Annotated in this window: 20 protein-coding genes; 6 read left to right on the forward strand and 14 right to left on the reverse strand. The window is 55.5% G+C overall.

Annotated features, from left to right (window positions below; translation table 11 throughout):
• Positions 1-5: 5 nt before the first annotated feature.
• Positions 6-854, forward strand: coding sequence for a bis(5'-nucleosyl)-tetraphosphatase (symmetrical) ApaH (gene apaH, locus CSE01S_RS15110; RefSeq protein ID WP_042290143.1), 849 nt, complete (start codon positions 6-8; stop codon positions 852-854).
• 81 nt (positions 855-935) lie between these two features.
• Here apaH and folA read toward each other — a convergent pair whose 3' ends face one another.
• The 9 genes from folA to CSE01S_RS15155 all read right to left on the reverse strand — a co-directional run bounded on the left by folA (position 936) and on the right by CSE01S_RS15155 (position 9149).
• Entirely contained in the window at positions 936-1415 is a 480-nt protein-coding gene (gene folA / locus CSE01S_RS15115; RefSeq protein ID WP_042290144.1) for a type 3 dihydrofolate reductase, read from the reverse strand.
• Positions 1416-1599: 184 nt separating this feature from the next.
• The gene (kefC, locus tag CSE01S_RS15120; protein WP_042290148.1) at positions 1600-3474 is read right to left on the reverse strand and encodes a glutathione-regulated potassium-efflux system protein KefC; all 1875 of its coding nucleotides are present in this window, start codon (positions 3472-3474) and stop codon (positions 1600-1602) included.
• A complete protein-coding gene (kefF, locus tag CSE01S_RS15125; protein ID WP_042290150.1) occupies positions 3467-3997 on the reverse strand; it encodes a glutathione-regulated potassium-efflux system oxidoreductase KefF in 531 nt (176 codons plus the stop codon). Before kefF ends, kefC begins: the two co-directional genes overlap by 8 nt.
• 103 nt (positions 3998-4100) lie before the next feature.
• Positions 4101-4334 carry a YgdI/YgdR family lipoprotein gene (locus CSE01S_RS15130; RefSeq protein ID WP_042290152.1) on the reverse strand — a complete coding sequence of 78 codons (234 nt, stop codon included), beginning with the start codon at positions 4332-4334 and terminating at the stop codon, positions 4101-4103.
• A gap of 102 nt (positions 4335-4436) precedes the next feature.
• Complete coding sequence (locus CSE01S_RS15135) at positions 4437-5768, reverse strand: MFS transporter (protein ID WP_042290153.1); 1332 nt, start codon at positions 5766-5768, stop codon at positions 4437-4439.
• A gap of 61 nt (positions 5769-5829) precedes the next feature.
• Positions 5830-6117: a ferredoxin-like protein FixX gene (gene fixX / locus CSE01S_RS15140; RefSeq protein WP_042290155.1), complete on the reverse strand. Its 288-nt coding sequence runs from the start codon at positions 6115-6117 to the stop codon at positions 5830-5832.
• Positions 6114-7400, reverse strand: a complete 1287-nt coding sequence (gene fixC / locus CSE01S_RS15145; protein ID WP_042290158.1) for an FAD-dependent oxidoreductase FixC — start codon at positions 7398-7400, stop codon at positions 6114-6116. The genes fixX and fixC overlap by 4 nt, the downstream gene beginning before the upstream one ends.
• A gap of 22 nt (positions 7401-7422) precedes the next feature.
• Positions 7423-8364 carry an electron transfer flavoprotein subunit alpha/FixB family protein gene (locus CSE01S_RS15150; RefSeq protein WP_042290160.1) on the reverse strand — a complete coding sequence of 314 codons (942 nt, stop codon included), beginning with the start codon at positions 8362-8364 and terminating at the stop codon, positions 7423-7425.
• A gap of 11 nt (positions 8365-8375) precedes the next feature.
• Positions 8376-9149: an electron transfer flavoprotein FixA gene (locus CSE01S_RS15155; protein WP_042290162.1), complete on the reverse strand. Its 774-nt coding sequence runs from the start codon at positions 9147-9149 to the stop codon at positions 8376-8378.
• Between the two features lie 455 nt (positions 9150-9604).
• Between CSE01S_RS15155 and caiT the strand changes: the two genes are divergently transcribed.
• From caiT to caiD, 5 genes are all read left to right on the forward strand, one after another.
• Entirely contained in the window at positions 9605-11149 is a 1545-nt protein-coding gene (gene caiT, locus CSE01S_RS15160; protein ID WP_042290166.1) for an L-carnitine/gamma-butyrobetaine antiporter, read from the forward strand.
• Between the two features lie 3 nt (positions 11150-11152).
• Complete coding sequence (caiA, locus tag CSE01S_RS15165) at positions 11153-12295, forward strand: crotonobetainyl-CoA dehydrogenase (RefSeq protein ID WP_042290168.1); 1143 nt, start codon at positions 11153-11155, stop codon at positions 12293-12295.
• Positions 12296-12382: 87 nt separating this feature from the next.
• Positions 12383-13600 carry an L-carnitine CoA-transferase gene (gene caiB / locus CSE01S_RS15170; protein ID WP_042290171.1) on the forward strand — a complete coding sequence of 406 codons (1218 nt, stop codon included), beginning with the start codon at positions 12383-12385 and terminating at the stop codon, positions 13598-13600.
• Positions 13601-13657: 57 nt separating this feature from the next.
• The gene (gene caiC / locus CSE01S_RS15175) at positions 13658-15211 is read left to right on the forward strand and encodes a crotonobetaine/carnitine-CoA ligase (RefSeq protein ID WP_042290173.1); all 1554 of its coding nucleotides are present in this window, start codon (positions 13658-13660) and stop codon (positions 15209-15211) included.
• Positions 15212-15262: 51 nt separating this feature from the next.
• Entirely contained in the window at positions 15263-16048 is a 786-nt protein-coding gene (caiD, locus tag CSE01S_RS15180) for a crotonobetainyl-CoA hydratase (RefSeq protein ID WP_042290176.1), read from the forward strand.
• A 96-nt stretch (positions 16049-16144) separates the two neighbouring features.
• Here caiD and caiF read toward each other — a convergent pair whose 3' ends face one another.
• From caiF to CSE01S_RS15205, 5 genes are all read right to left on the reverse strand, one after another.
• Complete coding sequence (gene caiF, locus CSE01S_RS15185) at positions 16145-16534, reverse strand: carnitine metabolism transcriptional regulator CaiF (protein WP_042290179.1); 390 nt, start codon at positions 16532-16534, stop codon at positions 16145-16147.
• Between the two features lie 248 nt (positions 16535-16782).
• The gene (gene carB, locus CSE01S_RS15190; protein WP_042290184.1) at positions 16783-20007 is read right to left on the reverse strand and encodes a carbamoyl-phosphate synthase large subunit; all 3225 of its coding nucleotides are present in this window, start codon (positions 20005-20007) and stop codon (positions 16783-16785) included.
• An 18-nt stretch (positions 20008-20025) separates the two neighbouring features.
• The gene (gene carA / locus CSE01S_RS15195; RefSeq protein WP_042290187.1) at positions 20026-21174 is read right to left on the reverse strand and encodes a glutamine-hydrolyzing carbamoyl-phosphate synthase small subunit; all 1149 of its coding nucleotides are present in this window, start codon (positions 21172-21174) and stop codon (positions 20026-20028) included.
• 455 nt (positions 21175-21629) lie between these two features.
• Positions 21630-22451 carry a 4-hydroxy-tetrahydrodipicolinate reductase gene (gene dapB / locus CSE01S_RS15200; protein WP_042290189.1) on the reverse strand — a complete coding sequence of 274 codons (822 nt, stop codon included), beginning with the start codon at positions 22449-22451 and terminating at the stop codon, positions 21630-21632.
• 133 nt (positions 22452-22584) lie between these two features.
• A complete protein-coding gene (locus CSE01S_RS15205) occupies positions 22585-23592 on the reverse strand; it encodes a LacI family DNA-binding transcriptional regulator (protein WP_042290191.1) in 1008 nt (335 codons plus the stop codon).
• Positions 23593-23704 lie beyond the last annotated feature (112 nt).

Consider the following 23704-nt stretch of genomic DNA (forward strand, 5'->3'; position numbering starts at 1 on the left):
TAGCTATGGCAACATACCTTATTGGCGACGTTCACGGTTGCTACGATGAACTGATCGCATTGTTAGACCAGGTAAAATTTACCCCCGAATCCGATACCCTCTGGCTTACCGGTGATTTAGTCGCTCGCGGCCCCGGCTCGCTGGACGTGCTGCGCTATGTGAAGTCACTCGGCGACTGCGTGCGCCTGGTGCTGGGCAATCACGACCTTCATCTGTTGGCGGTGTTTGCCGGAATAAGCCGTAACAAACCCAAAGATCGGTTAGGCCCCCTGCTGGAAGCGCCCGACGCTGACGAATTGCTGAACTGGCTGCGCCGCCAGCCGCTGTTACAGATCGACGAAGAGAAAAAGCTGGTAATGGCCCATGCGGGGATTACGCCGCAGTGGGATCTGCAGACGGCGAAAGAGTGCGCGCGCGATGTCGAAGCCGTGCTGTCGAGCGACTCTTATCCTTTCTTCCTTGATGCGATGTACGGCGACATGCCGAATAACTGGTCGCCAGCGCTAACAGGACTGGCGCGTCTGCGTTTTATCACTAACGCCTTTACCCGTATGCGGTATTGCTTCCCGAACGGTCAACTGGACATGTACAGCAAAGAGTCACCCGAAGACGCGCCCGCGCCGCTAAAGCCGTGGTTCGCCATTCCCGGTCCGGTAAGTGAGGAATACAGCATCGCCTTTGGGCATTGGGCCTCGCTGGAAGGCAAAGGTACGCCGGAAGGGATTTATGCGCTGGATACCGGCTGCTGCTGGGGCGGGGAGTTGACCTGTCTGCGCTGGGAAGACAAGCGTTATTTTGTCCAGCCGTCGAATCGTCAGATGGATATGGGCGAAGGCGAAGCAGTCAACGCCTGACGGTGCATGCCGGATGGCGTTGCGCTTATCCGGCCCACACGAGATTGACCGGTCGCAGGCAACCCTCCGGCATAAAGCGGATTAACGACGTTCCAGGATCTCGAAGCAATAGCTGTGAGAGTTCTGTGCATCGGCATCGTGAAATTCGCTGAACACCGATTCCCAGTCGTCCGGATCGTAATCCGGGAAGTGCGTGTCCCCTTCCACCTCCGCGTCGATATGCGTCAGGTACAGCTTGTCCGCTTTCGGCAGGAACTGCTCATACACGCGTCCACCGCCAATCACCATAATCTCTGGCGCATCGCCGCAGGCAACCAGCGCTTCATCAACGGATTTTACCCACTGAACGCGGTCGTCTGTGCCCGGCTGGCTGCTGATGACTATATTTTTACGTCCCGGCAGCGGACGTCCGATGGATTCCCAGGTATGGCGTCCCATCACTACAGGCTTATTTAAGGTATTGCGTTTAAACCAGGCGAGATCGGCAGGCAGATTCCACGGCATGGCGTTTTCCATGCCAATAACGCGATCTACCGCTAACGCAGCAATCAGACTGATCATTTATTCATTCCCGGATACAAAAAAATTGTCGCCACTATACGTAAAGAGCAATCTTTCGTCGACTGACGAAAAGAGGAAGAACACGAAAATTTTCCGTTCTGCTGGCGAGTCCACGTCTTGCGGGTGGACTCGCTGCATTACAGTAATTTAAAAACAGCGACTTAGTAGTAAAGTTTGCGGTACATCACACTTTTACCCCGGTTGGCGGTTTAACGTCCGGCTCATCGGCGATGTCGCCGGTGTGCTTGCCTTCCTCCGTTCCCTGCCAGCCGTGACGCTGTACCAACGACAAATGTTCACGGTCCTCGGTGATGATTTCGCTGAGCATCGCGCTGGTACGTTTATACACTGCCGCACGAGAAGTGGTATCGTTTTCGCCCTTCGCCATCTCCTCAACCATTCGAGTGTTATAGCGGCGGAACAGATCGGCGCGCTCGCGTGCCTCGTAGCGTCCCAGCCCGAGATTTTCCAGCGCCAGCCGTCCGGTTTTCAACGCACCTTCAAAGGTTTCACGCTCAGGTTGCTCCACCCCGGCCTGACGCAGACGAATGTAGTGATCGACATCACGCGCGCGGGCGATAATCTGCAAATTCGGGAAATGCGCTTTGACCATTTCCGTCAGCGCCAGGCTGGTTTGCGGATCGTCAATGGCGTTGATTAGCACTTCCGCTTTCGCCGCCCCGGCGGATTCCAGCAGATCCATTCGCGTTGCGTCGCCGTAAAACACCTTCATGCCGAATTTGCGCAGCGTTTCAATATGATCCGGGTCATGGTCGAGGACCACCATTTTTACCCCGCTGGAGAGCAGCAAACGGCCGGTAATCTGCCCGAAGCGCCCAAAGCCGGCAATAATCACCCGCGGCTGTTCCTCATCGATTTCATCCGCTTCGCGTTCTTCCCCGGCGGCATTTTTCTCCAGACGGGTAAGGATGACGAGGAAGATCGGCGTCGCGGCCATAGAGAGCGCCACCGCCAGCGTCAGCGCTTTCGCCCATTCCGGATCCAACACGCCCGCCATCTGCGCCGCGCCAAACACCACAAACGCGAACTCGCTGCCCTGTCCCAGCAGCACCGCGAACCAGCGACGCTGTTTATTCGGCACCTTCAGCGGGCGGGCAATCAGCCATAACATGCCGGTCTTAATAACCAGAAAGCCCACCAGCAGAATGATAATGCGCAAAGGATTATCAATAAGCGTGCCGAAGTCTATCGACATGCCGACGCCGATAAAGAACAGCCCAAGCAGCAGGCCTTTAAACGGTTCAATATCGCTTTCCAGAGCGTGACGATACTCCGAGCTTGCCAGCAGTACACCTGCCAGAAACGCGCCCATCGCCATTGACAGCCCCACTTCTTCCAGCAACAGACCGAAGCCGAACACCAGAAACAACGCCACGGCGCTGAACACTTCGCGCAAACCAGAACGCGCGACAAAGCGCAACGCCGGACGCGTGACATAGCGCCCGAGCAAAATCACCAGCGCCAGCGCGCCGACCACCTTCAGCGCTGACAGCGCAAACGCGCCCAGCGTTGTTGACGCGCCGCTGGCTGCCAGCAGGGGGATCATCGCCACCAGCGGTATAGCCGCAATATCCTGAAACAGCAGCACCGCAAAGGCGCTGCGCCCCATCTGCGAGACGGTAAGATTTCGCTCATTCATTGCCTGCATCGCTATCGCCGTGGAGGAGAGCGCCAGGGTCAGGCCGATCAGCTCCGCCACCTGCCAACGCAGGCCGAGGAACATACAGAACAGGCCGATCAGCCCGCCGCACACGACCATCTGTAGCGCGCCGCCGCCAAACACCGAGGCCCGGAGCTTCCAGAGACGCTGGGGATCCAGCTCAAGGCCAATGACAAACAGCATCAGCACCACGCCGATTTCCGCAAAGTGCAGTATCGACTCTGCGTCAGTGACCAACCGAAGCCCCCAGGGACCAATGATGCACCCGGCAATCAGATAGCCGAGCACCGACCCCAGACCGAGCCGCACCGCAATCGGGACAATCAGTGCCGCGGAACCGAGATAAATCAGCGCCTGTATCAGCGTATGGCTATCCATTGTGCGCCTCCTGCCACTCCAGCAAACGTTGTTTGTAACGCCGCGCCTGCGCTTGCAGGGTTTCATCATCGCAGATAAACGTGCAGTGCATCGCAAACGGCGGGAGCCAGTTGAGACCACAATAAAGCGCCGTCGCCTGGAGAGGTTGTGAAAGCACCGAAAATCCCGGATGCGAGCCGATCTCGAAATGATTCTCGCCCCCGCCGGTCGTAACCGCCCACATCAACTGTTTCCCCTGCAACGCCGTGCCGCCGTGACCGTAGGCCCAGCCGTGAGAGAGCACCTTATCCATCCACAGTTTGAGCAAAGGCGGCACGCTGTACCACTGCATCGGATGCTGCCAGATAATCAGATCGGCACGGGAAAGCGCCTCCTGTTCAGCGGCGATGTCGATATTGAAGTCGGGATAAAGTTGATACAGCGAACGTACTTCAACCCCTTCCAGGGTCCTTGCCTGTTCAAGCATCCGTCTATTCGCATGCGAATGCTGCGGATAAGGATGCGCGTAAATAATGAGGATCATGTTTAGCCTGTTTTTTTAGTGCTCTGTTTTTTAACAGAGTGTAGTCACTAATCGAACAGGCTAATAGTGAATATAATTGAGCAGCCTAATGGATAAAACTGAATTAGTTATCCAGCTCGCTCATGTTTTTCACCTGGTCACGGTTAATCTGTTCCGTCTGACCGGTTTCGGCGTTTTTGTAAGATACCAGCCCGGTGTCGTCATCCACCTGCGGTTTGCCGTCGGTGACAATGGTTCTGCCGTCGGTGGTGCGTACCGCCTGGTTTGAGGAACAGCCCACGACGGTGAAGACGGTTGCTGCGGCCAAAATAGACGCGATCAGTCGATGCTTTTGCATGGTATTCTCCCTGCTTTTCAGTCATTTTCTGTTACTTACCCGTTAACTGTAGCCTAAGGGGTTGACGCTGAACGCAAATGCAGAACACTCTGAATGGCGTCGTTAGCGCAGCGGCGACCTGCGGAGGGTCATGGTGCTGGTTTCAGCTAACGTCAGGCCACGGGTTTCAGGGGCGAAGGCAATGGAGATTAACAGCCCAACCAGCGAAATTCCGGCGCCCATCAACATAACGTGACTGATGCCGTATTTCGTAATGAAAATCGGCAGCGCCCAGGTCGAAAGGATGGTGCCAATACGGCTCAACGACATGATGACGCCGACCGCCGAGGCGCGAATATCGGTAGGAAACAGCTCATTCGGATACAACCACTGAAGGTTTCCCGGCCCGCCGGAAAAAAAGGCGTAAACCGCAAACGCCGTAACTACCAGCCCAATCCCCATTTCCGGTATCAGCCCTAACACCGCTAACGCCAGCGTCATCATCACAAAACTGCCGATCAGCAGGGGTCGTCGACCCGCGCTGTTGAGCCAGAACATGGGAGGAATGCAGCCCAGCATAAAGAACAGACTGATGACCACGTTGCCCAGCGCGGCGCTTTTCCCGGCCCCCAGTCCCAACAACCCCACAATCTGCGGACCAAAGGTGTAAATGGCAAACATCGGGATCACCTGACAGGTCCAGATAGCCGCGACAAACAGCACAAACGGGAAGTGACGACGATTAAAAAGCTGTAAAAAGCGCGTTTCCTGCGGCGGTTCTTCTTCAAACGCTACCGGCTCGCCAAACAGCTTAATCATCATCGCTTCACACTCTTTCACCCGCCCCTTGCGCAGTAACCAGCGCGGCGACTCAGGCAGATCGAAGCGTCCGACCAGGATCAAAATACAGGGTATGGCCGCGCTACCCAGCATCCAGCGCCAGCCGCCCTCCACGTCATACAGCCAGTAACCAACCAGATCGGCACAGGTCGCGCCGACATACCACATGGCGGCAATAAAACTGATGGAGAACGCCCGCTGACGAGTGTTGGAAAACTCGGTAATCATGGAGGTGGCAATCGGATAATCCGCGCCGATCACCACACCGATCAACACCCGCATCACCAGCAGTTCCGCTGGGGTGGAAACAAACATGGTCGCCAGCGATATCCCCCCAATCGCGATGATATCGATAAGGAACATTTTTCGGCGCCCGACCTTGTCAGAGATATAGCCAAACAGCGAGGTTCCGACGAACAGCCCGGCCAGGGTGCCAGCGCCGAGCAGCCCCAGCCACCCGGCGTCGAGTTTGAGCGCTGGCGTAAGTTGCTCAAGCGCAACGCCAATTATCACCAGCACATACCCGTCGAGGAAGGGACCTCCGCTTCCCCACAGCATGATCCTGCGGTGAATGGATGAAAATTTTATGTCCTCAAAATTCCGTGGCTGTTGCATGAGCATATCCTGTGTAAACATCCTGCCTGATGACCCTTCGCATCGCCATCCGGCGCCCGGTTTAGCCGTAGCGAAATTCCACACCAAAGGTGCCGCGCGGGTATTCCCATTTCTCCAGCGCCGTCCCCAGCCCGAGGATGCGGCAGGTACCGCATTCCAGGCATCCCGCATAGTCAAAACGCACGCTGCCGTCATCCTGTTTTTTGTACAGCCCGGCAGGGCACGCCTTGACCAGTACATCCAGCACCTGCTGATTCGCATCGCTTTTCACGATGATGTGCGGATGCTCCTCATCGACATTGAATTTATTGACGCCCAGTTTGACGTCCACATTGACGGGAGAAGTCATAATGCGGTCACTCCTTTCAGACCATCTTTCATCAGATTGATGAAGCCTACGTTTTTCGCGTGACGCAGGATTTTCTTACGCAGCGGCACCGGCGCGCTGCCGTCGACGGTGAACAGGTCGCGGGCGATCCCCACCGCCATTTCCGGGTAGCGGGTAAACATCCGGGGATTATCCAGCAGCGCGGGCAAACGCTGATACATCCGCATATCCCGTAGCGGGCCGTCTTCAAGGTACTGGCGATACGTTGCCAGCCCCTGACGGCTAAAATCATTGCGCAGCCTCGCCGAGAGCACCGCTTTTGCCGCCGCTTCGCCAGCGGCAACGGCTAAATCCATACCGCGAATGGTGAATCCCAGGTTCAGGCACATTCCTGCGGCATCGCCGGCAATCAGCACACCGTCGCCTACCAGTTCAGGCTGCATGTTCATCCCGGCTTCCGGTACGACATGCGCCGCATATTCAACCAGCTTGCCGCCGGCTATCAGCGGCGCGACGGCCGGATGCTGTTTAAAATCTTCCAGCATTTGCGGAACCGATTTTTTCGCCTCCTGTAAATGATGAAGGCCACATACCAGCCCCAGCGAAAGCGTACTTTCATTGGTATAGAGGAAGCCCCCGCCCATCAGGCCATCGGTAGGCGAACCGGCGAACAGGCAGGCCGCGCCTTCGTTGCCCTGGAGCTGAAAACGATCCTCAATAACCGCTTTCGGCAGTTCGATCAGCTCTTTCACCCCCACCGCGACGTGCGCAGCGTCGACCCGTTTCGCCATACCCAGCTTTTCCGCGAGCAGGGAGTTCACCCCGTCGGCGAGGATCACCACATTTCCTTCAATGATCTCGCCGTCGGCTTCAACGCCCACCACTTTGCCATCGCGCTGTACCACGTTATCCACGCGGATCCCGGCAATCAGCTGTGCGCCCGCCGCTTCGGCCTGATCCATCAGCCAGCCGTCAAACCGGCTGCGCAGCACCGAATAAGAAACCTCTGCTGGCGAAGCGCTTTCCGCGTTGAGATAGTCCACCGTCATCGCACCGCGTTCGGTCATAAAGGACAATTTTTCGTGAGTGATGACGCGCTCAACGGGAGCCTGCTGCGCAAACCCCGGGATAATGCGTTCGAGGCTGTGCGCGTAAATGCGCCCGCCGGTGACATTCTTCGCGCCCGCCGAATTCCCACGTTCGATAACCAGCACTTGCGCCCCTTCCCGGGCAAGCACCAATGCCGCAACGGACCCGGCGAGCCCTGCCCCTACGATAATGGCGTCAAAGATATCTTCAGACATACATCCTCCCTGCTGGTGTGGATTAGCGCGCCAGAGCGGCGGTCAGCGCAGGAAGGATCTTCAGCGCATCGCCGACAATGCCGTAGTCCGCGTACTGAAAGATCGGCGCATTTTTGTCTTTGTTAATGGCAAAGATGGTCTGCGCGCCGTTCGCCCCAACCATGTGCTGGATCTGCCCGGAGATCCCTACCGCCAGATACAGCTCGGGTTTCAGCATCAGATTTGAGATCCCGACATAGCGCTCATGCGCCATCCACTTCTCGTTTTCCGCAACCGGACGAGAGCAGGCCAGTTCGGCGCCGATGGCCTGACATAGCGCTTGCGCCAGCGCGATATTCTCCTGGCTGCCGATGCCGCGCCCCACGCTGACCACCAGCCGCGCTTTGTCGAGGTCGACGCGCTGGCTCTGACGCGCCTCGGTGGCGGTACGGGTTACGCTTGTCTCCGGCGCCTGCCATGCCACAACATGCGTCTCGCCGCTGCGTGACGCGTCCGGCTGCGGCGCGTCAAACGTCCCGCTATTGAGCGTGATCACCGCGAAAGGCGATGTCACGGTCTCGTTCCCTATCGCCAGGCCGCCATACACCATATGTTTGACCTGTGCATGACCGTCCTGGCAGAGTACGTCGCTGGCGTCGTTTGAGACCGCCGCGGCGAGACGATGGCCCAGCTTAGCCGCCAGTAGCTTGCCGCGACGGGTATTGGGCAGCAAAACCAGTCCGGCGTCGCCCTGCTGACGGATGGTCTGCGCAATGACGTCCGCATAATCCTCCACCATGCGGTCGTCCGGTTTCCCCTGCAACAGCCACACGCGCTCCGCACCGCACTGCAACGCCGTTGTCTCCTCGTCGGCGTGCTGCACAAACGCATTCACTTGTTCACCTAAAATCCGCGCGCCGCCGATCAGTTCCGGCAGGCGTGAAGCCATATCGCTGAAAACCCAGACGCTGGAAAACTTGCTCATAACATCCCCTTTTAATTAATCATTTTGCGCAAACTGTCGGCAAATACGGCGATCTGCTCTTCACCATCGCCTTCAATCACTTTGCGCAGGCGTTCTCGCTGCTTCGGCGCGGCTACTGTTTGTGAGGAACGCGCTTCCCCTGCGTTAAACCCAATATCCGCCGCAGACCAGACCTGAACCGGTTTTTTCGCCGCGCCCAGAATGGCCTTCATAGACGGGATTTGCGGAGAGTTAATGTCAGTGGATACCGCCACCACGGCAGGAAGCGGGATGCAGAGGGTTTCGATTTCGTCTTCCAGCTCACGCTCAACGGTCAGCGTGCTGTCGCTCAGCGAGAGGATCTTGCTGACGCCGTTAACCGCCGGAATGTTGAGGATTTCGCCGACCAACAGACCAACCTGCTGCGCGTACAGATCGGACGATCCGTCGCCGCAAATCAGCAGATCGAACCCCCGCTTTTGCGCTGCGGCCGCCAGAGCGCTGGCCGTCTGCTGCGGGAGCGCCTGTTCAAACGGGTCGTCAATGACCACTACCAGCTCATCCGGACCGCGCGACAGCACGTCTTTGCGTCCCTTCGCATTGGTTAGCGCTTTGCCGCCCACGCTCAGGGCGATAACCTGCGCGTCGCTGACCTGCTGTTTAAGCTGGCAGGCGGCTTCAATCGCATTCAAATCGTACTGGCTGATTTTGCTTTCGGCTTTGCTGATATCCAGGGAACCGTCAGCATTATTAATCGAAATATCCTGTTCATCAGGTACGCTTTTATAGCAAGTCAATATCTTCATTGCATCTCCAGAAGTCATGAATATCGGCGGTGTTAATTACAGATAGCACGCACGTTAATTCCGAAATAAAACCTTAATCACCATTATTGAAAATGTCACACACTGATGATTTCAACTTTCAATATTGTTAACCGCTTCACCAATATTGAACACAAGCGAATACAACAGTTAATTTTCAATATTGTTTTACGGATCACCAATATTGAACGCCGACGGGTATAAAAAGCGCCAAATACACCATTAACTTCTTGATTAAAAATAAAAATATCAATATCAACACCCCATAACAGCCCGTCTAAAAAGTGTGATGAGGGTAACAGAACACAGCCACGCGAATACCCATTATGAGTTATTCGCTCACGCGCCCCGAGGTTAAATGACCATCAACAACTATGTAATAAAAATAGAACAATTGGGAACGAATAATACATTCATTTTTAAACTGGAATTAGCGCATGAAAAATGAAAAGAGAAAGTCCGGCATTGAGCCAAAGGTTTTCTTTCCACCATTAATCATTGTCGGAATACTTTGCTGGCTAACGGTTCGCGATTTAGACGCAGCGAATATTGTTATTAATGCCGTCTTCAGTTATGTCACCAATATCTGGGGATGGGCCTTCGAATGGTATATGGTCGTCATGCTTATCGGCTGGTTCTGGCTGGTATTTGGCCCCTACGCCAAAAAGAAACTTGGTGATGAGAAACCGGAGTTCAGCACTGCCAGCTGGATCTTTATGATGTTCGCCTCCTGTACCTCTGCCGCTGTGCTGTTCTGGGGCTCGATTGAGATTTACTACTATATCTCGACCCCGCCGTTTGGCTTTGCCGCTCACTCAACCAGCGCGAAAGAACTGGGCCTCGCATACAGCCTGTTCCACTGGGGACCGCTGCCGTGGGCGACCTACAGCTTCCTTTCTGTCGCCTTCGCCTACTTCTTTTTTGTCCGCAAAATGGATGTGATCCGTCCCAGCTCCACGCTGGCGCCGCTGGTGGGGGAAAAACATGCCAAAGGGCTGCTCGGCACCATCATTGATAACTTCTATCTCGTCGCGCTGATTTTCGCGATGGGCACCAGCCTGGGCCTTGCGACGCCGCTGGTTACGGAATGTATGCAATACCTGTTCGGGATCCCGCATACCCTGGAGCTGGACGCCATTATTATCACCTGCTGGATCATCCTCAACGCGATTTGCGTGGCCTGCGGCCTGCAAAAAGGGGTGCGTATCGCCAGCGACGTGCGCAGCTATCTGAGCTTCCTGATGCTCGGCTGGGTGTTTATCGTCAGCGGCGCCAGCTTCATCATGAACTACTTCACCGATTCGGTGGGCACGCTGCTGATGTATCTGCCGCGTATGTTGTTCTATACCGATCCTATCGCCAAAGGTGGCTTCCCTCAGGGCTGGACCGTTTTTTACTGGGCGTGGTGGGTGATTTACGCCATTCAGATGAGCATCTTCCTGGCGCGCATTTCCCGTGGACGCACCGTGCGCGAACTGTGTTTTGGGATGGTGTTAGGGCTGACCGCCTCCACCTGGATCCTGTGGACCGTGCTGGGCAGCAACACCCTGTTATTGATGGATAAAAACATCATCAACATTCCGCAGTTGATAGAGCAACACGGCGTGGCGCGCGCCATTATCGAAACCTGGGCCGCGCTGCCGTTCAGTACCGCCACCATGTGGGGATTCTTCATCCTCTGCTTTATTGCCACCGTGACGCTGATTAACGCCTGTTCGTATACCCTGGCGATGTCGACCTGTCGCGAAGTGCGCGACGGCGACGAGCCGCCGCTGCTGGTGCGGATCGGCTGGTCGGTGCTGGTGGGCGTCATCGGTATTGTGTTGCTGGCGCTTGGCGGCCTGAAGCCGATTCAAACCGCCATCATTGCCGGCGGCTGCCCGCTGTTCTTCGTCAACATTATGGTGACCCTCTCCTTTATTAAAGACGCCAAAGCGCACTGGAAAGACAACTCAATTACCCCTAACAGATCAAGAGGTTGAAAGATGGATTTTAACTTGAATGACGAGCAGGAACTGTTTGTCGCCGGTATTCGCGAACTGATGGCCAGTGAGAACTGGGAAGCCTATTTTGCCGAGTGCGACCGTGACAGCGTGTATCCGGAGCGCTTTGTTAAAGCGCTGGCGGAGATGGGTATCGACAGCCTGTTGATCCCGGAAGAACATGGCGGGCTGGAAGCGGGGTTCGTCACCGTTGCCGCTGTCTGGATGGAACTGGGACGTCTCGGCGCGCCAACCTATGTGCTGTACCAGTTGCCGGGCGGTTTTAACACTTTCCTGCGCGAAGGCACGCAGGAGCAGATCGATAAGATCATGGCCTTCCGGGGGACAGGCAAACAGATGTGGAACTCGGCAATCACCGAACCGGGAGCGGGATCGGATGTGGGCAGCCTCAAAACCACCTATACCCGTAAAAATGGTAAGGTTTATCTCAACGGCAGTAAGTGTTTTATCACCAGCAGCGCCTACACGCCCTATATCGTGGTGATGGCCCGGGACGCCGCGTCGCCTGACAAACCCGTTTATACCGAATGGTTTGTCGATATGACGAAACCCGGCATCCAGGTGAATAAACTCGATAAGCTCGGCCTGCGGATGGACAGTTGCTGCGAAATTAACTTCGATGACGTCGAACTGGATGAAAAAGACAGGTTCGGGCGGGAAGGCAACGGTTTTAACCGCGTGAAAGAAGAGTTCGATCATGAACGGTTCCTGGTGGCGCTCACCAACTACGGTACGGCGATGTGCGCCTTTGAAGATGCAGCGCGCTACGCTAACCAGCGCGTACAGTTTGGCGAAACCATCGGTCGCTTCCAGCTGATTCAGGAAAAATTTGCTCATATGGCCATCAAGCTCAATTCGATGAAAAACATGCTGCTGGAAGCCGCGTGGAAGGCCGATAACGGCACGATTACTTCGGGAGATGCGGCGATGTGCAAATACTTCTGCGCCAACGCGGCGTTCGAGGTGGTGGACAGCGCAATGCAGGTACTGGGCGGCGTTGGAATTGCCGGTAATCATCGTATCAGCCGCTTCTGGCGAGATCTGCGCGTGGACCGCGTTTCCGGTGGGTCTGACGAAATGCAAATCCTGACCCTCGGTCGCGCGGTGCTGAAGCAATACCGTTAATCATTATCGGGTGTTTTTCCTGGCCGGAGAAGGCGTTCACGCTGTTATCCGGCCTACGGGACACCTACAACTGCCAGGAGCATAGGTATGAATCGTCTCCCCATGCCCACCTTTGGCCCGCTTGCCGGGCTGCGGGTGGTTTTTTCCGGCATCGAAATCGCCGGACCGTTCGCCGGACAATTGTTTGCTGAATGGGGCGCGGAGGTTATCTGGATTGAAAACGTGGCCTGGGCCGATACCATTCGCGTCCAGCCCCACTATCCGCAGCTTTCGCGCCGTAATCTCCACGCGCTGTCGCTGAATATTTTCAAAGATGAGGGGCGGGAAGCGTTTCTCAAATTAATGGAAACCACCGATATCTTTATTGAAGCCAGCAAAGGCCCGGCATTTGCCCGCCGCGGTATTACCGATGACGTCCTGTGGCGGCATAACCCGAAGCTGGTTATCGCCCATTTATCCGGCTTTGGTCAGTACGGCAGCGAAGAGTACACCCACCTGCCAGCCTACAACACCATTGCCCAGGCGTTCAGCGGCTACCTGATCCAGAACGGCGACGTCGACCAGCCGATGCCCGCCTTCCCGTACACCGCCGACTATTTTTCCGGCATGACCGCCACCACCGCGGCGCTGGCGGCGTTGCATAAAGCGCGTGAAACCGGCAAAGGCGAAAGTATTGATGTCGCAATGTACGAAGTCATGCTGCGTATGGGTCAATATTTCATGATGGATTATTTCAACGGCGGCGAGATATGCCCGCGCATGACCAAAGGTAAAGATCCCTACTACGCTGGCTGCGGACTGTATAAGTGCGCCGACGGCTACATCGTGATGGAGCTGGTCGGTATTACGCAAATCGCAGAATGCTTTAAGGATATTGGTCTGGCGCACATTCTGGGCACACCGGAGGTTCCGGAAGGCACACAGTTGATTCACCGGATCGAATGCCCTTACGGACCGCTGGTAGAGGAAAAACTCGATGCCTGGCTGGCGACACGCACCCTCGCCGAGGCTCAGGCACGCTTCGCCGAGCTGAATATCGCCTGCGCCAAAGTGCTGACGATTCCGGAACTGGAAGGTAATCCGCAGTACATTGCCCGGGAATCCATTACCCAATGGCAAACGCTGGATGGCCGCAGTTGCAAAGGGCCAAACGTGATGCCGAAATTCAAAAATAACCCTGGAAAAATCTGGCGCGGCATGCCGTCACACGGCATGGATACCGCCGCCATTCTGCATAACATCGGCTACAGCGACGCTGAAATTCAGTCACTGGTCAGTAAAGGTCTGGCCAAAGTAGAGGATTAACCCGAACGCGCTAACCGGCATTTCCGGTTAGCGCCTGAATAAATGGACAGAGGTGCTATGGATATCGTTGGCGGACAACACTTACGCCAGATGTGGGACGATTTGGCCGAACGGCATGGCAGTAAAACGGCGCTGATTTGTGAATCCAGCGACGGGGAGATACGACAGTACAGCTACGCGTCGCTCAATGAGGAGATCAATCGCACAGCGAATCTGTTCCACGCCTCAGGCATTCGCAAAGGGGATAAGGTTGCCCTGCATCTGGATAACTGCCCGGAATTTATCTTTTGCTGGTTTGGACTGGCAAAAATCGGCGCCATCATGGTGCCGATTAACGCCCGCCTGCTGCGTGACGAAAGCGCGTGGATCCTGCAAAACAGCCAGGCCAGGCAGATCGTCACCAGCCCCGCGTTTTTGCCGATGTACCGCGAGATCCAGCGTGAAGGCGAAACGCAGTTAACCCTTATCTGGGTGGTTGGCGAAAACGTCGGGACCGAACCCGGCGTGAGTCACTTTTCACTGCAAAAAGATCGCCAGCCGGGCGCCTTGCAGGAAACGGTACCGCTGTCTACCGACGACACCGCAGAGATCTTATTTACCTCCGGCACCACGTCACGACCAAAAGGGGTGGTGATCACCCATTACAACCTGCGCTTTGCCGGATACTACTCCTCCTGGCAGTGCGCCCTGCGTGAAGACGATATTTACCTGACGGTGATGCCTGCGTTTCATATCGACTGTCAATGCACCGCCGCCATGGCAGCATTCTCGGCAGGCGCGACGTTTGTGCTGATTGAAAAATACAGCGTCCGCGCCTTCTGGCAGCAGATCCGAAAATACCGCGCGACCGTCACAGAATGCATCCCAATGATGATCCGCACGCTCATGGCGCAACCCGTCACACCGCAGGACAACCAGCATTGTCTGCGGGAAGTCATGTTCTACCTCAACCTTTCGGAACAGGAGAAAGACGCCTTTGTCACCCGTTTCGGCGTGCGCCTGCTGACCTCCTATGGCATGACGGAAACCATCGTCGGCATCATTGGCGACCGACCCGGCGATAAGCGACGCTGGCCGTCGATAGGCCGTCCGGGATTTTGCTACGAAGCGGAAATTCGCGACGAGCAGAACCGTGCGCTGCCCGCTGGCGAGATTGGCGAAATCTGCATCAAGGGGGTGCCGGGCAAAACACTCTTTAAAGCCTATTACGCCAGGCCCGACGCCACGGCGAAAGCGTTCGACTCCACCGGTTGGTTACACACCGGCGATTCCGGATATCGCGACGAAGACGGTTTTTTCTATTTTGTCGACCGGCGCTGCAACATGATTAAACGCGGCGGTGAAAACGTCTCCTGCGTTGAGCTGGAAAATATCATTTCCGCACATCCTAAAATTCAGGACATCGTGGTGATTGGTATTCAGGATGCGATTCGCGACGAAGCCATTAAAGCCTTCGTCGTACTTAATGAAGGCGAAACGCTGACGGAAGAAGAATTCTTCCATTTCTGCGAACAAAATATGGCGAAATTCAAAGTGCCCTCTTTTATGGAAATAAGAACTGACCTGCCCCGTAACTGTTCAGGAAAAATAATCAAAAAGAATCTGAAATAACCCTGCTGGCGGGAAATGCCCGCCAGTTACTTTATTTTCTGGAGATGAACCATGAGTGAATCTTTACGTTTGACCCGTAACGGACCTGTTCTGGAAATCATTCTGGATCGACCTAAAGCCAATGCGATCGATGCCAAAACCAGCTTTCAGATGGGGGAGGCTTTTCTGCAATTTCGTGACGATCCCGAACTGCGTGTCGCGATCGTCACCGGCGCGGGGGAGAAATTCTTTTCCGCAGGCTGGGACTTAAAAGCCGCCGCAGAAGGTGAAGCGCCGGACGCCGACTTTGGCCCCGGCGGTTTTGCCGGACTAACGGAATGCTTTGATCTCGATAAACCGGTGATTGCCGCCGTGAACGGCTATGCCTTTGGCGGCGGTTTCGAACTGGCGCTGGCGGCGGATTTTATCGTCTGCGCCGAAAACGCCAGCTTTGCGCTGCCGGAAGCGAAACTGGGCATTGTGCCAGACAGCGGCGGCGTGTTGCGTCTGCCAAAACGGTTACCCCCGGCCATCGTGAATGAAATGGTAATGACCGGCAGACGAATGGATGCCGCGGAAGCGCTGCGCTGGGGGATCGTCAACCGCGTGGTCAGCCAGCAGGAGCTGATGGACAGCGCGCGCGAACTGGCGCAAGAACTGGTCAACAGCGCGCCGCTGGCCATTGCCGCGCTGAAGGAGATCTCTCGTACCACCAGTGAAATGCCGGTCGAGGAAGGGTATCGTTTTATCCGCAGCGGCGTGCTGAAGCACTATCCGTCGGTCCTGCATTCAGAGGATGCCCTTGAAGGGCCGCAGGCATTTGCGGAAAAACGCGCCCCGGTATGGAAAGGCCGTTAACGCCTGATGGCACAGCATTTATCCGGCCTGTGATGTTCGCCATCCCCAGGCCGGATACGTCGATTATACCGCCATTCGATACGGCGGATCTCCGCCTTACCGCCGCAAACTCTTTGACAGCATCATCTGCCATTTCTGCTCACGGTTCAGTTCTGACGGTGGAACCGCCGGGATCCGGGGCGCTCTGCTGGCCACCTTTTCCTGCGCGCGCTGTCCCAAACGCGCGTAAAGCTGCGGCGCGATATGGGTTACCCGCACCAGACGCTGGCACTGACAGCCCCGTCCTTCCAGTTGGTTAGGGATGGTCTTAGTCTCACAATGAATTTCCCCCACTTCCGCGAGAATATAAGAGACGGTATTAATTGCTTTGCAATGATCCATATTAAACTGCTTTGCAATCTCTTTTGCGCTGACCCAACGCTTTTCCGCCATGACCCAGTCGGCAATCATCAAATAAAGTGGTTTTTCAACATACTCTTCACACATAAGCACACCATTTCACAAATTAAAAATCGTGTTGTGTCCTGTCCATCATATTCCCGACAAGACCCTATTAAAATTGTGGATATAAGGGATAGTATGCAACTTGCCGGGTCATGAGTGTGATCCAAATCTTGCTTGTTACATTCACATTTCTGCTATTGCAGTATATTTCGCCAGGAAACGACTGATTGCATAAAAAAACGGCTCCGTTTCCGGAACCGTTTTTAAGACCGTGGAACATCAGGGGTCGGTTATTTTTTAATTTGCGCGTGCATTTCCTGTACGGAGATCACTTTCTCCGTGGCGTCAGCATTAAGCGCCATCGCGGTGGCGAAACCGCCGTTCAGGGTGGTGTCGTAATGCACCTTGTACTGCAACGCGCTGCGGCGAATGACGCGGGAATCTTCAATCGCGCGACGCCCGGCGGTGGTGTTAATGATGTAGGTGTACTCGCCATTCTTGATACGGTCCTGAATGTGAGGACGGCCTTCATGCACTTTGTTTACCAGACGCGGATTAATACCGGCTTCACCCAGTACGATCGCCGTACCGTGAGTCGCATCCAGCTCAAAGCCCTGCTTCAGCAGCTTCGCGGCAAGGTCTACCACGCGTTCTTTATCGCCTTCGCGAACGGAGAGCAGCGCACGGCCTTGTTTTTTCATCGTGGAGTTACTGCCCAACTGCGCCTTGGCGAACGCTTCCGCAAAGGTGCGCCCCACCCCCATCACTTCTCCGGTAGAGCGCATTTCCGGCCCTAACAGCGGGTCAACGCCAGGGAATTTGTTGAACGGCAGCACCACCTCTTTCACCGAGTAGTAAGGCGGAATAATCTCTTCTGTCACCCCCTGCTCGGCCAGCGATTTGCCCACCATCACGCGCGCCGCCACTTTCGCCAGCGGTACGCCGGTGGCTTTGGAGACGAACGGTACGGTACGCGCGGCACGAGGGTTCACTTCAATCAGGTAGACTTCGTTGTCCTTGACCGCAAACTGGACGTTCATCAGACCGCGAACCTGCAACTCGAAGGCCAGCTTCTGCACCTGCTGGCGCATCACGTCCTGTATTTCCTGGCTCAGGGTGTAGGCTGGCAGCGAACAGGCGGAATCGCCGGAGTGAACGCCTGCCTGCTCGATGTGCTCCATGATGCCGCCAATCAGCACCCTTTCACCATCGCAAATCGCATCCACATCCACTTCAACCGCATCGTCGAGGAAGCGGTCAAGCAGCACCGGCGCGTCGTTGGAGACGCTGACCGCGGTCTGGAAGTAACGACGCAGATCCGCTTCGTCATAGACGATTTCCATCGCCCGTCCGCCAAGTACGTAAGAAGGACGCACCACCAGCGGATAGCCGATCTCTTTCGCTTTTTCTACCGCTTGTTCAATGGCGGTGACAGTCGCGTTCGCCGGCTGTTTCAGCTTCAGACGGTCAACCGCATGCTGGAAGCGTTCACGGTCTTCCGCCCGGTCGATGGCGTCCGGGCTGGTGCCGATAACCGGTACGCCCGCTGCTTCCAGCGCGCGCGCCAGCTTCAGCGGAGTCTGGCCGCCGTACTGGACGATAACCCCTTTCGGTTTTTCGATACGCACGATTTCCAGCACGTCTTCCAGGGTAACCGGCTCAAAGTACAGGCGGTCGGAGGTGTCGTAGTCGGTGGAGACCGTTTCCGGGTTACAGTTGACCATGATGGTCTCGTAACCGTCTTCGCGCAGCGCCAGCGAGGCGTGTACGCAGCAGTAGTCGAACTCAATGCCCTGGCCGATACGGTTTGGACCGCCGCCCAGCACCATAATCTTGTCGCGGTCGACGGACGGGTTCGCTTCACATTCGTCTTCATAGGTCGAGTACATGTAGGCGGTGTCGGTGGCGAATTCCGCCGCGCAGGTATCCACGCGCTTGTAGACCGGGTGCAGGTCGTACTGGTCGCGCAGCTTGCGGATTTCCGCTTCACGTACGCCCGCCAGTTTCGCCAGGCGCGCATCAGCGAAGCCTTTACGCTTAAGCTGGCGCAGGAAGTCGGCGGTCAGGCCATTGATGCCCAGCTCCGCGACTTTTTCTTCCAGACGGACCAGCTCTTCAATTTGCACCAGGAACCAGCGGTCGATGTTGGTCAGGTTGAAGACGCCGTCTACGGAAAGTCCCGCACGGAACGCGTCAGCGATATACCAGATACGATCCGCGCCAGCGTCTTTCAGCTCGCGGCGAATTTTGGTCAGCGCTTCCGGATCGTCGAGACTGACTTTCGGGTCGAAGCCGGTCGCGCCCACTTCCAGCCCGCGCAGCGCTTTCTGCATCGATTCCTGCTGGGTGCGGCCAATCGCCATCACTTCGCCCACCGACTTCATCTGGGTGGTCAGGCGGTCATTGCTGCCAGCAAATTTTTCAAAGTTAAAGCGTGGGATTTTAGTCACCACGTAGTCGATAGACGGCTCGAACGAGGCCGGGGTACGCCCACCGGTGATGTCGTTCATCAGTTCGTCAAGGGTGTAGCCCACCGCCAGTTTCGCCGCCACTTTCGCAATCGGGAAGCCGGTGGCTTTAGAGGCCAGCGCCGACGAACGCGACACGCGCGGGTTCATCTCAATGACAATCAGGCGACCATTCTTCGGGTTCACCGCGAACTGAACGTTAGAACCGCCGGTTTCAACGCCAATTTCACGCAGTACCGCCATCGAAGCGTTACGCATGATTTGGTATTCTTTGTCGGTCAGCGTCTGGGCAGGCGCAACGGTGATCGAGTCGCCGGTGTGGATACCCATTGCGTCGAAGTTTTCGATGGAGCAGACAATGATGCAGTTGTCGTTTTTATCACGCACCACTTCCATCTCATACTCTTTCCAGCCGATCAGCGATTCATCAATCAGCAGCTCGTTGGTAGGGGAAAGATCCAGACCGCGTGTACAGATTTCTTCAAACTCTTCGCGGTTGTAGGCGATACCGCCGCCGGTGCCGCCCATCGTAAAGGACGGACGGATGATGCACGGATAACCGACGTCGGCGGCCACCGCCAGCGCTTCTTCCATGTTATGGGCGATACCGGAACGCGCGGTGTCGAGACCGATTTTTTTCATCGCGATATCGAAACGGCGACGGTCTTCGGCTTTATCGATCGCGTCGGCGGTTGCGCCAATCATGGTCACGCCGAACTCTTCCAGCACGCCCTGACGCTCCAGCTCCAGCGCGCAGTTCAGCGCCGTCTGGCCGCCCATCGTCGGCAGCACCGCGTCCGGACGCTCTTTTTCGATGATTTTACGCACGACTTCCCAGTGAATCGGCTCGATGTAGGTCGCATCGGCCATTTCCGGGTCGGTCATGATGGTCGCCGGGTTAGAGTTGACCAGGATAACGCGGTAACCCTCTTCACGCAGGGCTTTACACGCCTGCGCGCCGGAGTAGTCAAACTCGCACGCCTGACCGATAACAATCGGACCCGCGCCCAGAATCAGGATACTTTTTATGTCTGTACGTTTTGGCATGGCTCTCTTAACTCCTGATTATTTCGCGGACTGACGGTACTGCTCAATTAACTCGATAAAGTGGTCGAACAACGGCGCGGCGTCGTGCGGACCTGGGCTGGCTTCCGGGTGCCCCTGGAAACTAAACGCTGGCTTATCGGTGCGATGAATACCTTGCAGGGTATGGTCGAAAAGGGACTTATGGGTCACGCGCAGGTTCGCCGGCAGCGTAGCTTCATCGACGGCAAAGCCGTGATTCTGCGCCGTAATCATTACGGTATTGTTGTCGATATCTTTTACCGGGTGGTTGCCGCCGTGGTGACCGAATTTCATCTTCACGGTCTTCGCGCCGCTCGCCAGCGCCAGGAGCTGATGACCGAGGCAGATACCGAATACCGGCACATCGGTTTCGAGGAATGTCTGGATTGCGTCGATAGCGTAGTCACACGGCGCCGGGTCGCCAGGGCCATTTGAAAGGAAGATGCCGTCCGGGTTCATTTTCAGAACATCTTCCGCTGAGGTTTTCGCGGGCACCACCGTCAGGCGGCAGCCTCTGTCCACCAGCATGCGCAGGATATTGCGCTTGGCGCCAAAGTCAAAGGCGACCACGTGGAACGGCAGTTCGTCTTGTTGTTTTGCTTCCGGCAGGTCATTTGCCAGCGTCCAGCTTCCCTGGGTCCAGCTATACGCTTCCGCCGTGGTCACTTCTTTCGCCAAATCCATCCCGTTCAGGCCCGGGAAGGCTTTCGCTTTTTCCAGCGCCAGCTGCGCATCCGGATTATCGCCCGCGATGATGCAGCCGTTTTGCGCGCCCTTTTCACGTAACAGACGCGTCAGCTTACGGGTATCGATATCAGCAATCGCCACGATGTTATGGCGTTTCAGGTAAGACGAGAGGTCTTCGGTGTTGCGGAAGTTGCTGGCGATCAGCGGCAGGTCACGAATGACGAGGCCTTGCGCATGTACCTGAGAAGATTCTTCATCAGCAGCATTAGTGCCGACATTGCCGATATGGGGATAAGTAAGAGTAACAATTTGGCGGGAATAGGAAGGATCAGTGAGGATTTCTTGATAACCGGTCATTGAAGTATTGAAAACGACTTCCCCAACCGCCGAACCTGTTGCCCCTATGGCCCGACCGTGAAACTGGGTTCCGTCTTCCAGAACCAATAGCGCTGACTTAATCAAAACACCCTCCAGAGAATATTCACTCACTTTATTTGCATACTAATTCATTTATACGCGATGAATCAATGCAAATTTGCTTACCTTGAATTTCTGGCAAACGGCGGCATTCTGGAGATAAGGCAGCTAAAAGTCAACTTAAAGGCAGTATTTTTTATATTCTTTTGCAACCTGGAGGTAAAAAGGACGGATTAACGGGCAAAAAGAGCAACTAACCTGGTTGAGAAAACGCTTGCGCAGCAAGAAGAATATAAAAAATGGCGGTAACGCTGAAAAAAATGGACCATCTGGTCAAAATTTACATTTCAGCCACAATATTTAATAATAAAAAGTAGAATTTCAGGCATTACAAGAAAACTTTAAAGGTAAGGCGCTAAAATAAAAGGGCAATAAAATATTGCCCTATGTAATCAACACATTAAGATTACAATAACCACATCACGAAGGGTAATAACACATCATAAACTGTGTAAATTCAGGACATCTCGCATATCAAAAAGGCCGTTTTGCTTTGTACTGACCCAAAGCGCCGATCTTACCGCGCCGTTGGCGAAGGTCATACGGCTGGAGGCCTTATGGGTAATTTCGATACGCTCGCCAATATCGGCAAACATCGCAGTGTGTTCACCAACAATGTCGCCCGCACGCACGGTAGCAAAGCCAATGGTACCCGGCACACGCTCGCCGGTGAAACCTTCACGGCTGTACACGGCGCACGCTTTCAGATCTTTATCCAGCGCATGCGCTATTGCCTCGCCCATCGCCAGCGCGGTGCCGGACGGCGCGTCAACCTTATGGCGATGGTGCGCTTCAATAATTTCGATATCGGTATAATCGCCCATGACTTTTGCCGCCTTCTCCAGCAGCTTCAGCATGACGTTTACCCCAACGCTGAAATTTGCCGCGAAGACAATGCCGATGTCAGCTGCCGCCTCACGAATCGCCTGTTTGCCTGCGTCATCAAAACCGGTGGTGCCAATGACCATGCCTTTGCCGTGTTGACGACAAAATGCCAGATGATTCAACGTGCCTTCCGGGCGCGTAAAGTCGATGAAAACATCAAAATCGTCGGTTACCGCCTCGAGGCTGCATTGTACAGTCACTCCCGTTTTGCCGACGCCCGCCAGCTCACCGGCATCGGCGCCCAGCAATGACGATCCTTCGCGCTCCAGCGCCGCACCAAGCGCAACGCCTTCCATTTCAAGGGCTGCCTGAATCAGCTGGCGACCCATACGGCCCCCCGCGCCCGCTATCGCGACGCGGACCTGTGCATCATGCATAGTTATTCTCTTACGTTAAAATGATGTAAATCGTTTTCAGATTAACCAGCCCGAGACAAAGCCGCCATCTGAAATCGCCGATAATTAGAATTTTATGATAAACAGGAGGGAGTATCAGTAAAAGGCATGATACTCAGCGAAAACCGCATGACTCTCTGATCACCAGCGCGGGCGGCAGAATGATTCGTTTCGGCGGCTCATCGTTCCCCTGGATGCGGCTGTACAACAGCTCACCCGCTTTGCGACCAATCTCTTTTGCCGCAACCGAAACGGTTGTCAACGCGGGCTGCACCAGCGCCGCTTCGGTGATATCGTCAAATCCCACCAGCGCAAAATCGTTCCCCGGTTCCCGTCCCATTTTACGCAGCGCCTGCATAACCCCTAGCGCAACGATATCCTGATAACAGACAGCGGCGGTGATCTGCGGATAGCGGGTAAGTAATGATTCCGCCACTCTGGCGCCGTCGATCTGACTGGCTTCGGCGGCAACGATCCAGTCCGGATTCGGTGAGATCCCCCACTCCATCAACGTACTGGTGAATCCCCCCATTCGCTGCGCCCGACTGCCAGAGCTTGGGCTACCGCCGATAAAAGCGATATTCTTATGCCCCAACCTGAGTAAATGCGTCGTCGCCATCTGAGTACCGAGGAAGTTATCGGTGCCCACAAAGTCAAAATCAGGATCGCTGAGCGGGCGGACCACCATAATGGCGGGGATATTGCGTCTTTTCAGCGCGGCAAAAAACGAGACTGGCGTTTCCCGCGCTGCGCAAAGCACCATGCCGCAGGCGTTGTTTCGCATCAGGGAATCCACAAATTTTTGCTGCCGCTCGCCGGATTCTTCACTGTTCGCCAGAAACAGCAGCAAGTCATGCCGTTCCATCTCATGGCTCAGCCCGGCGGTCATCTCGCCGTAGAACGGGTTGGTGATGTCATGCAGCAACAACCCTACCTGGTTGCTACTCCGGTTGCGTAGATTCGCGGCCGTTTGATTGTAAACATAGCCAGACTCGTCCAGCGCTTTCAGCACTCGCTCACGCGTGGCCTGCGAAATACGCCCCCGGTTGCGCAGTACCATCGAAACGGTCGCCGTCGACACCCCTGCGCGCTTCGCGACCTGCGCTAACGTGACTGTTGTCATGATTTCTCCTTGTGAAACGCCAGTTAATCGAATAACCCCAATCTGGCGCCTCTGGCCTGTGATACTCATCACACGGACGGCGCATGATCCCGGTTTGTTTCCGATTATGGCG

Origin of the sequence: Citrobacter sedlakii NBRC 105722 (assembly GCF_000759835.1) — a bacterium.
Classification (GTDB): Bacteria; Pseudomonadota; Gammaproteobacteria; order Enterobacterales; family Enterobacteriaceae; genus Citrobacter_A; species Citrobacter_A sedlakii.

What these genes read in the sequence shown, in the direction of transcription:
- apaH (WP_042290143.1), top strand. Translation starts at nt 6, where the DNA reads ATGGCAACATACCTTATTGGCGACGTTCACGGTTGCTACGATGAACTG.
- folA (WP_042290144.1), bottom strand. Translation starts at nt 1,415, where the DNA reads ATGATCAGTCTGATTGCTGCGTTAGCGGTAGATCGCGTTATTGGCATG.
- kefC (WP_042290148.1), bottom strand. Translation starts at nt 3,474, where the DNA reads ATGGATAGCCATACGCTGATACAGGCGCTGATTTATCTCGGTTCCGCG.
- kefF (WP_042290150.1), bottom strand. Translation starts at nt 3,997, where the DNA reads ATGATCCTCATTATTTACGCGCATCCTTATCCGCAGCATTCGCATGCG.
- CSE01S_RS15130 (WP_042290152.1), bottom strand. Translation starts at nt 4,334, where the DNA reads ATGCAAAAGCATCGACTGATCGCGTCTATTTTGGCCGCAGCAACCGTC.
- CSE01S_RS15135 (WP_042290153.1), bottom strand. Translation starts at nt 5,768, where the DNA reads ATGCAACAGCCACGGAATTTTGAGGACATAAAATTTTCATCCATTCAC.
- fixX (WP_042290155.1), bottom strand. Translation starts at nt 6,117, where the DNA reads ATGACTTCTCCCGTCAATGTGGACGTCAAACTGGGCGTCAATAAATTC.
- fixC (WP_042290158.1), bottom strand. Translation starts at nt 7,400, where the DNA reads ATGTCTGAAGATATCTTTGACGCCATTATCGTAGGGGCAGGGCTCGCC.
- CSE01S_RS15150 (WP_042290160.1), bottom strand. Translation starts at nt 8,364, where the DNA reads ATGAGCAAGTTTTCCAGCGTCTGGGTTTTCAGCGATATGGCTTCACGC.
- CSE01S_RS15155 (WP_042290162.1), bottom strand. Translation starts at nt 9,149, where the DNA reads ATGAAGATATTGACTTGCTATAAAAGCGTACCTGATGAACAGGATATT.
- caiT (WP_042290166.1), top strand. Translation starts at nt 9,605, where the DNA reads ATGAAAAATGAAAAGAGAAAGTCCGGCATTGAGCCAAAGGTTTTCTTT.
- caiA (WP_042290168.1), top strand. Translation starts at nt 11,153, where the DNA reads ATGGATTTTAACTTGAATGACGAGCAGGAACTGTTTGTCGCCGGTATT.
- caiB (WP_042290171.1), top strand. Translation starts at nt 12,383, where the DNA reads ATGAATCGTCTCCCCATGCCCACCTTTGGCCCGCTTGCCGGGCTGCGG.
- caiC (WP_042290173.1), top strand. Translation starts at nt 13,658, where the DNA reads ATGGATATCGTTGGCGGACAACACTTACGCCAGATGTGGGACGATTTG.
- caiD (WP_042290176.1), top strand. Translation starts at nt 15,263, where the DNA reads ATGAGTGAATCTTTACGTTTGACCCGTAACGGACCTGTTCTGGAAATC.
- caiF (WP_042290179.1), bottom strand. Translation starts at nt 16,534, where the DNA reads ATGTGTGAAGAGTATGTTGAAAAACCACTTTATTTGATGATTGCCGAC.
- carB (WP_042290184.1), bottom strand. Translation starts at nt 20,007, where the DNA reads ATGCCAAAACGTACAGACATAAAAAGTATCCTGATTCTGGGCGCGGGT.
- dapB (WP_042290189.1), bottom strand. Translation starts at nt 22,451, where the DNA reads ATGCATGATGCACAGGTCCGCGTCGCGATAGCGGGCGCGGGGGGCCGT.
- CSE01S_RS15205 (WP_042290191.1), bottom strand. Translation starts at nt 23,592, where the DNA reads ATGACAACAGTCACGTTAGCGCAGGTCGCGAAGCGCGCAGGGGTGTCG.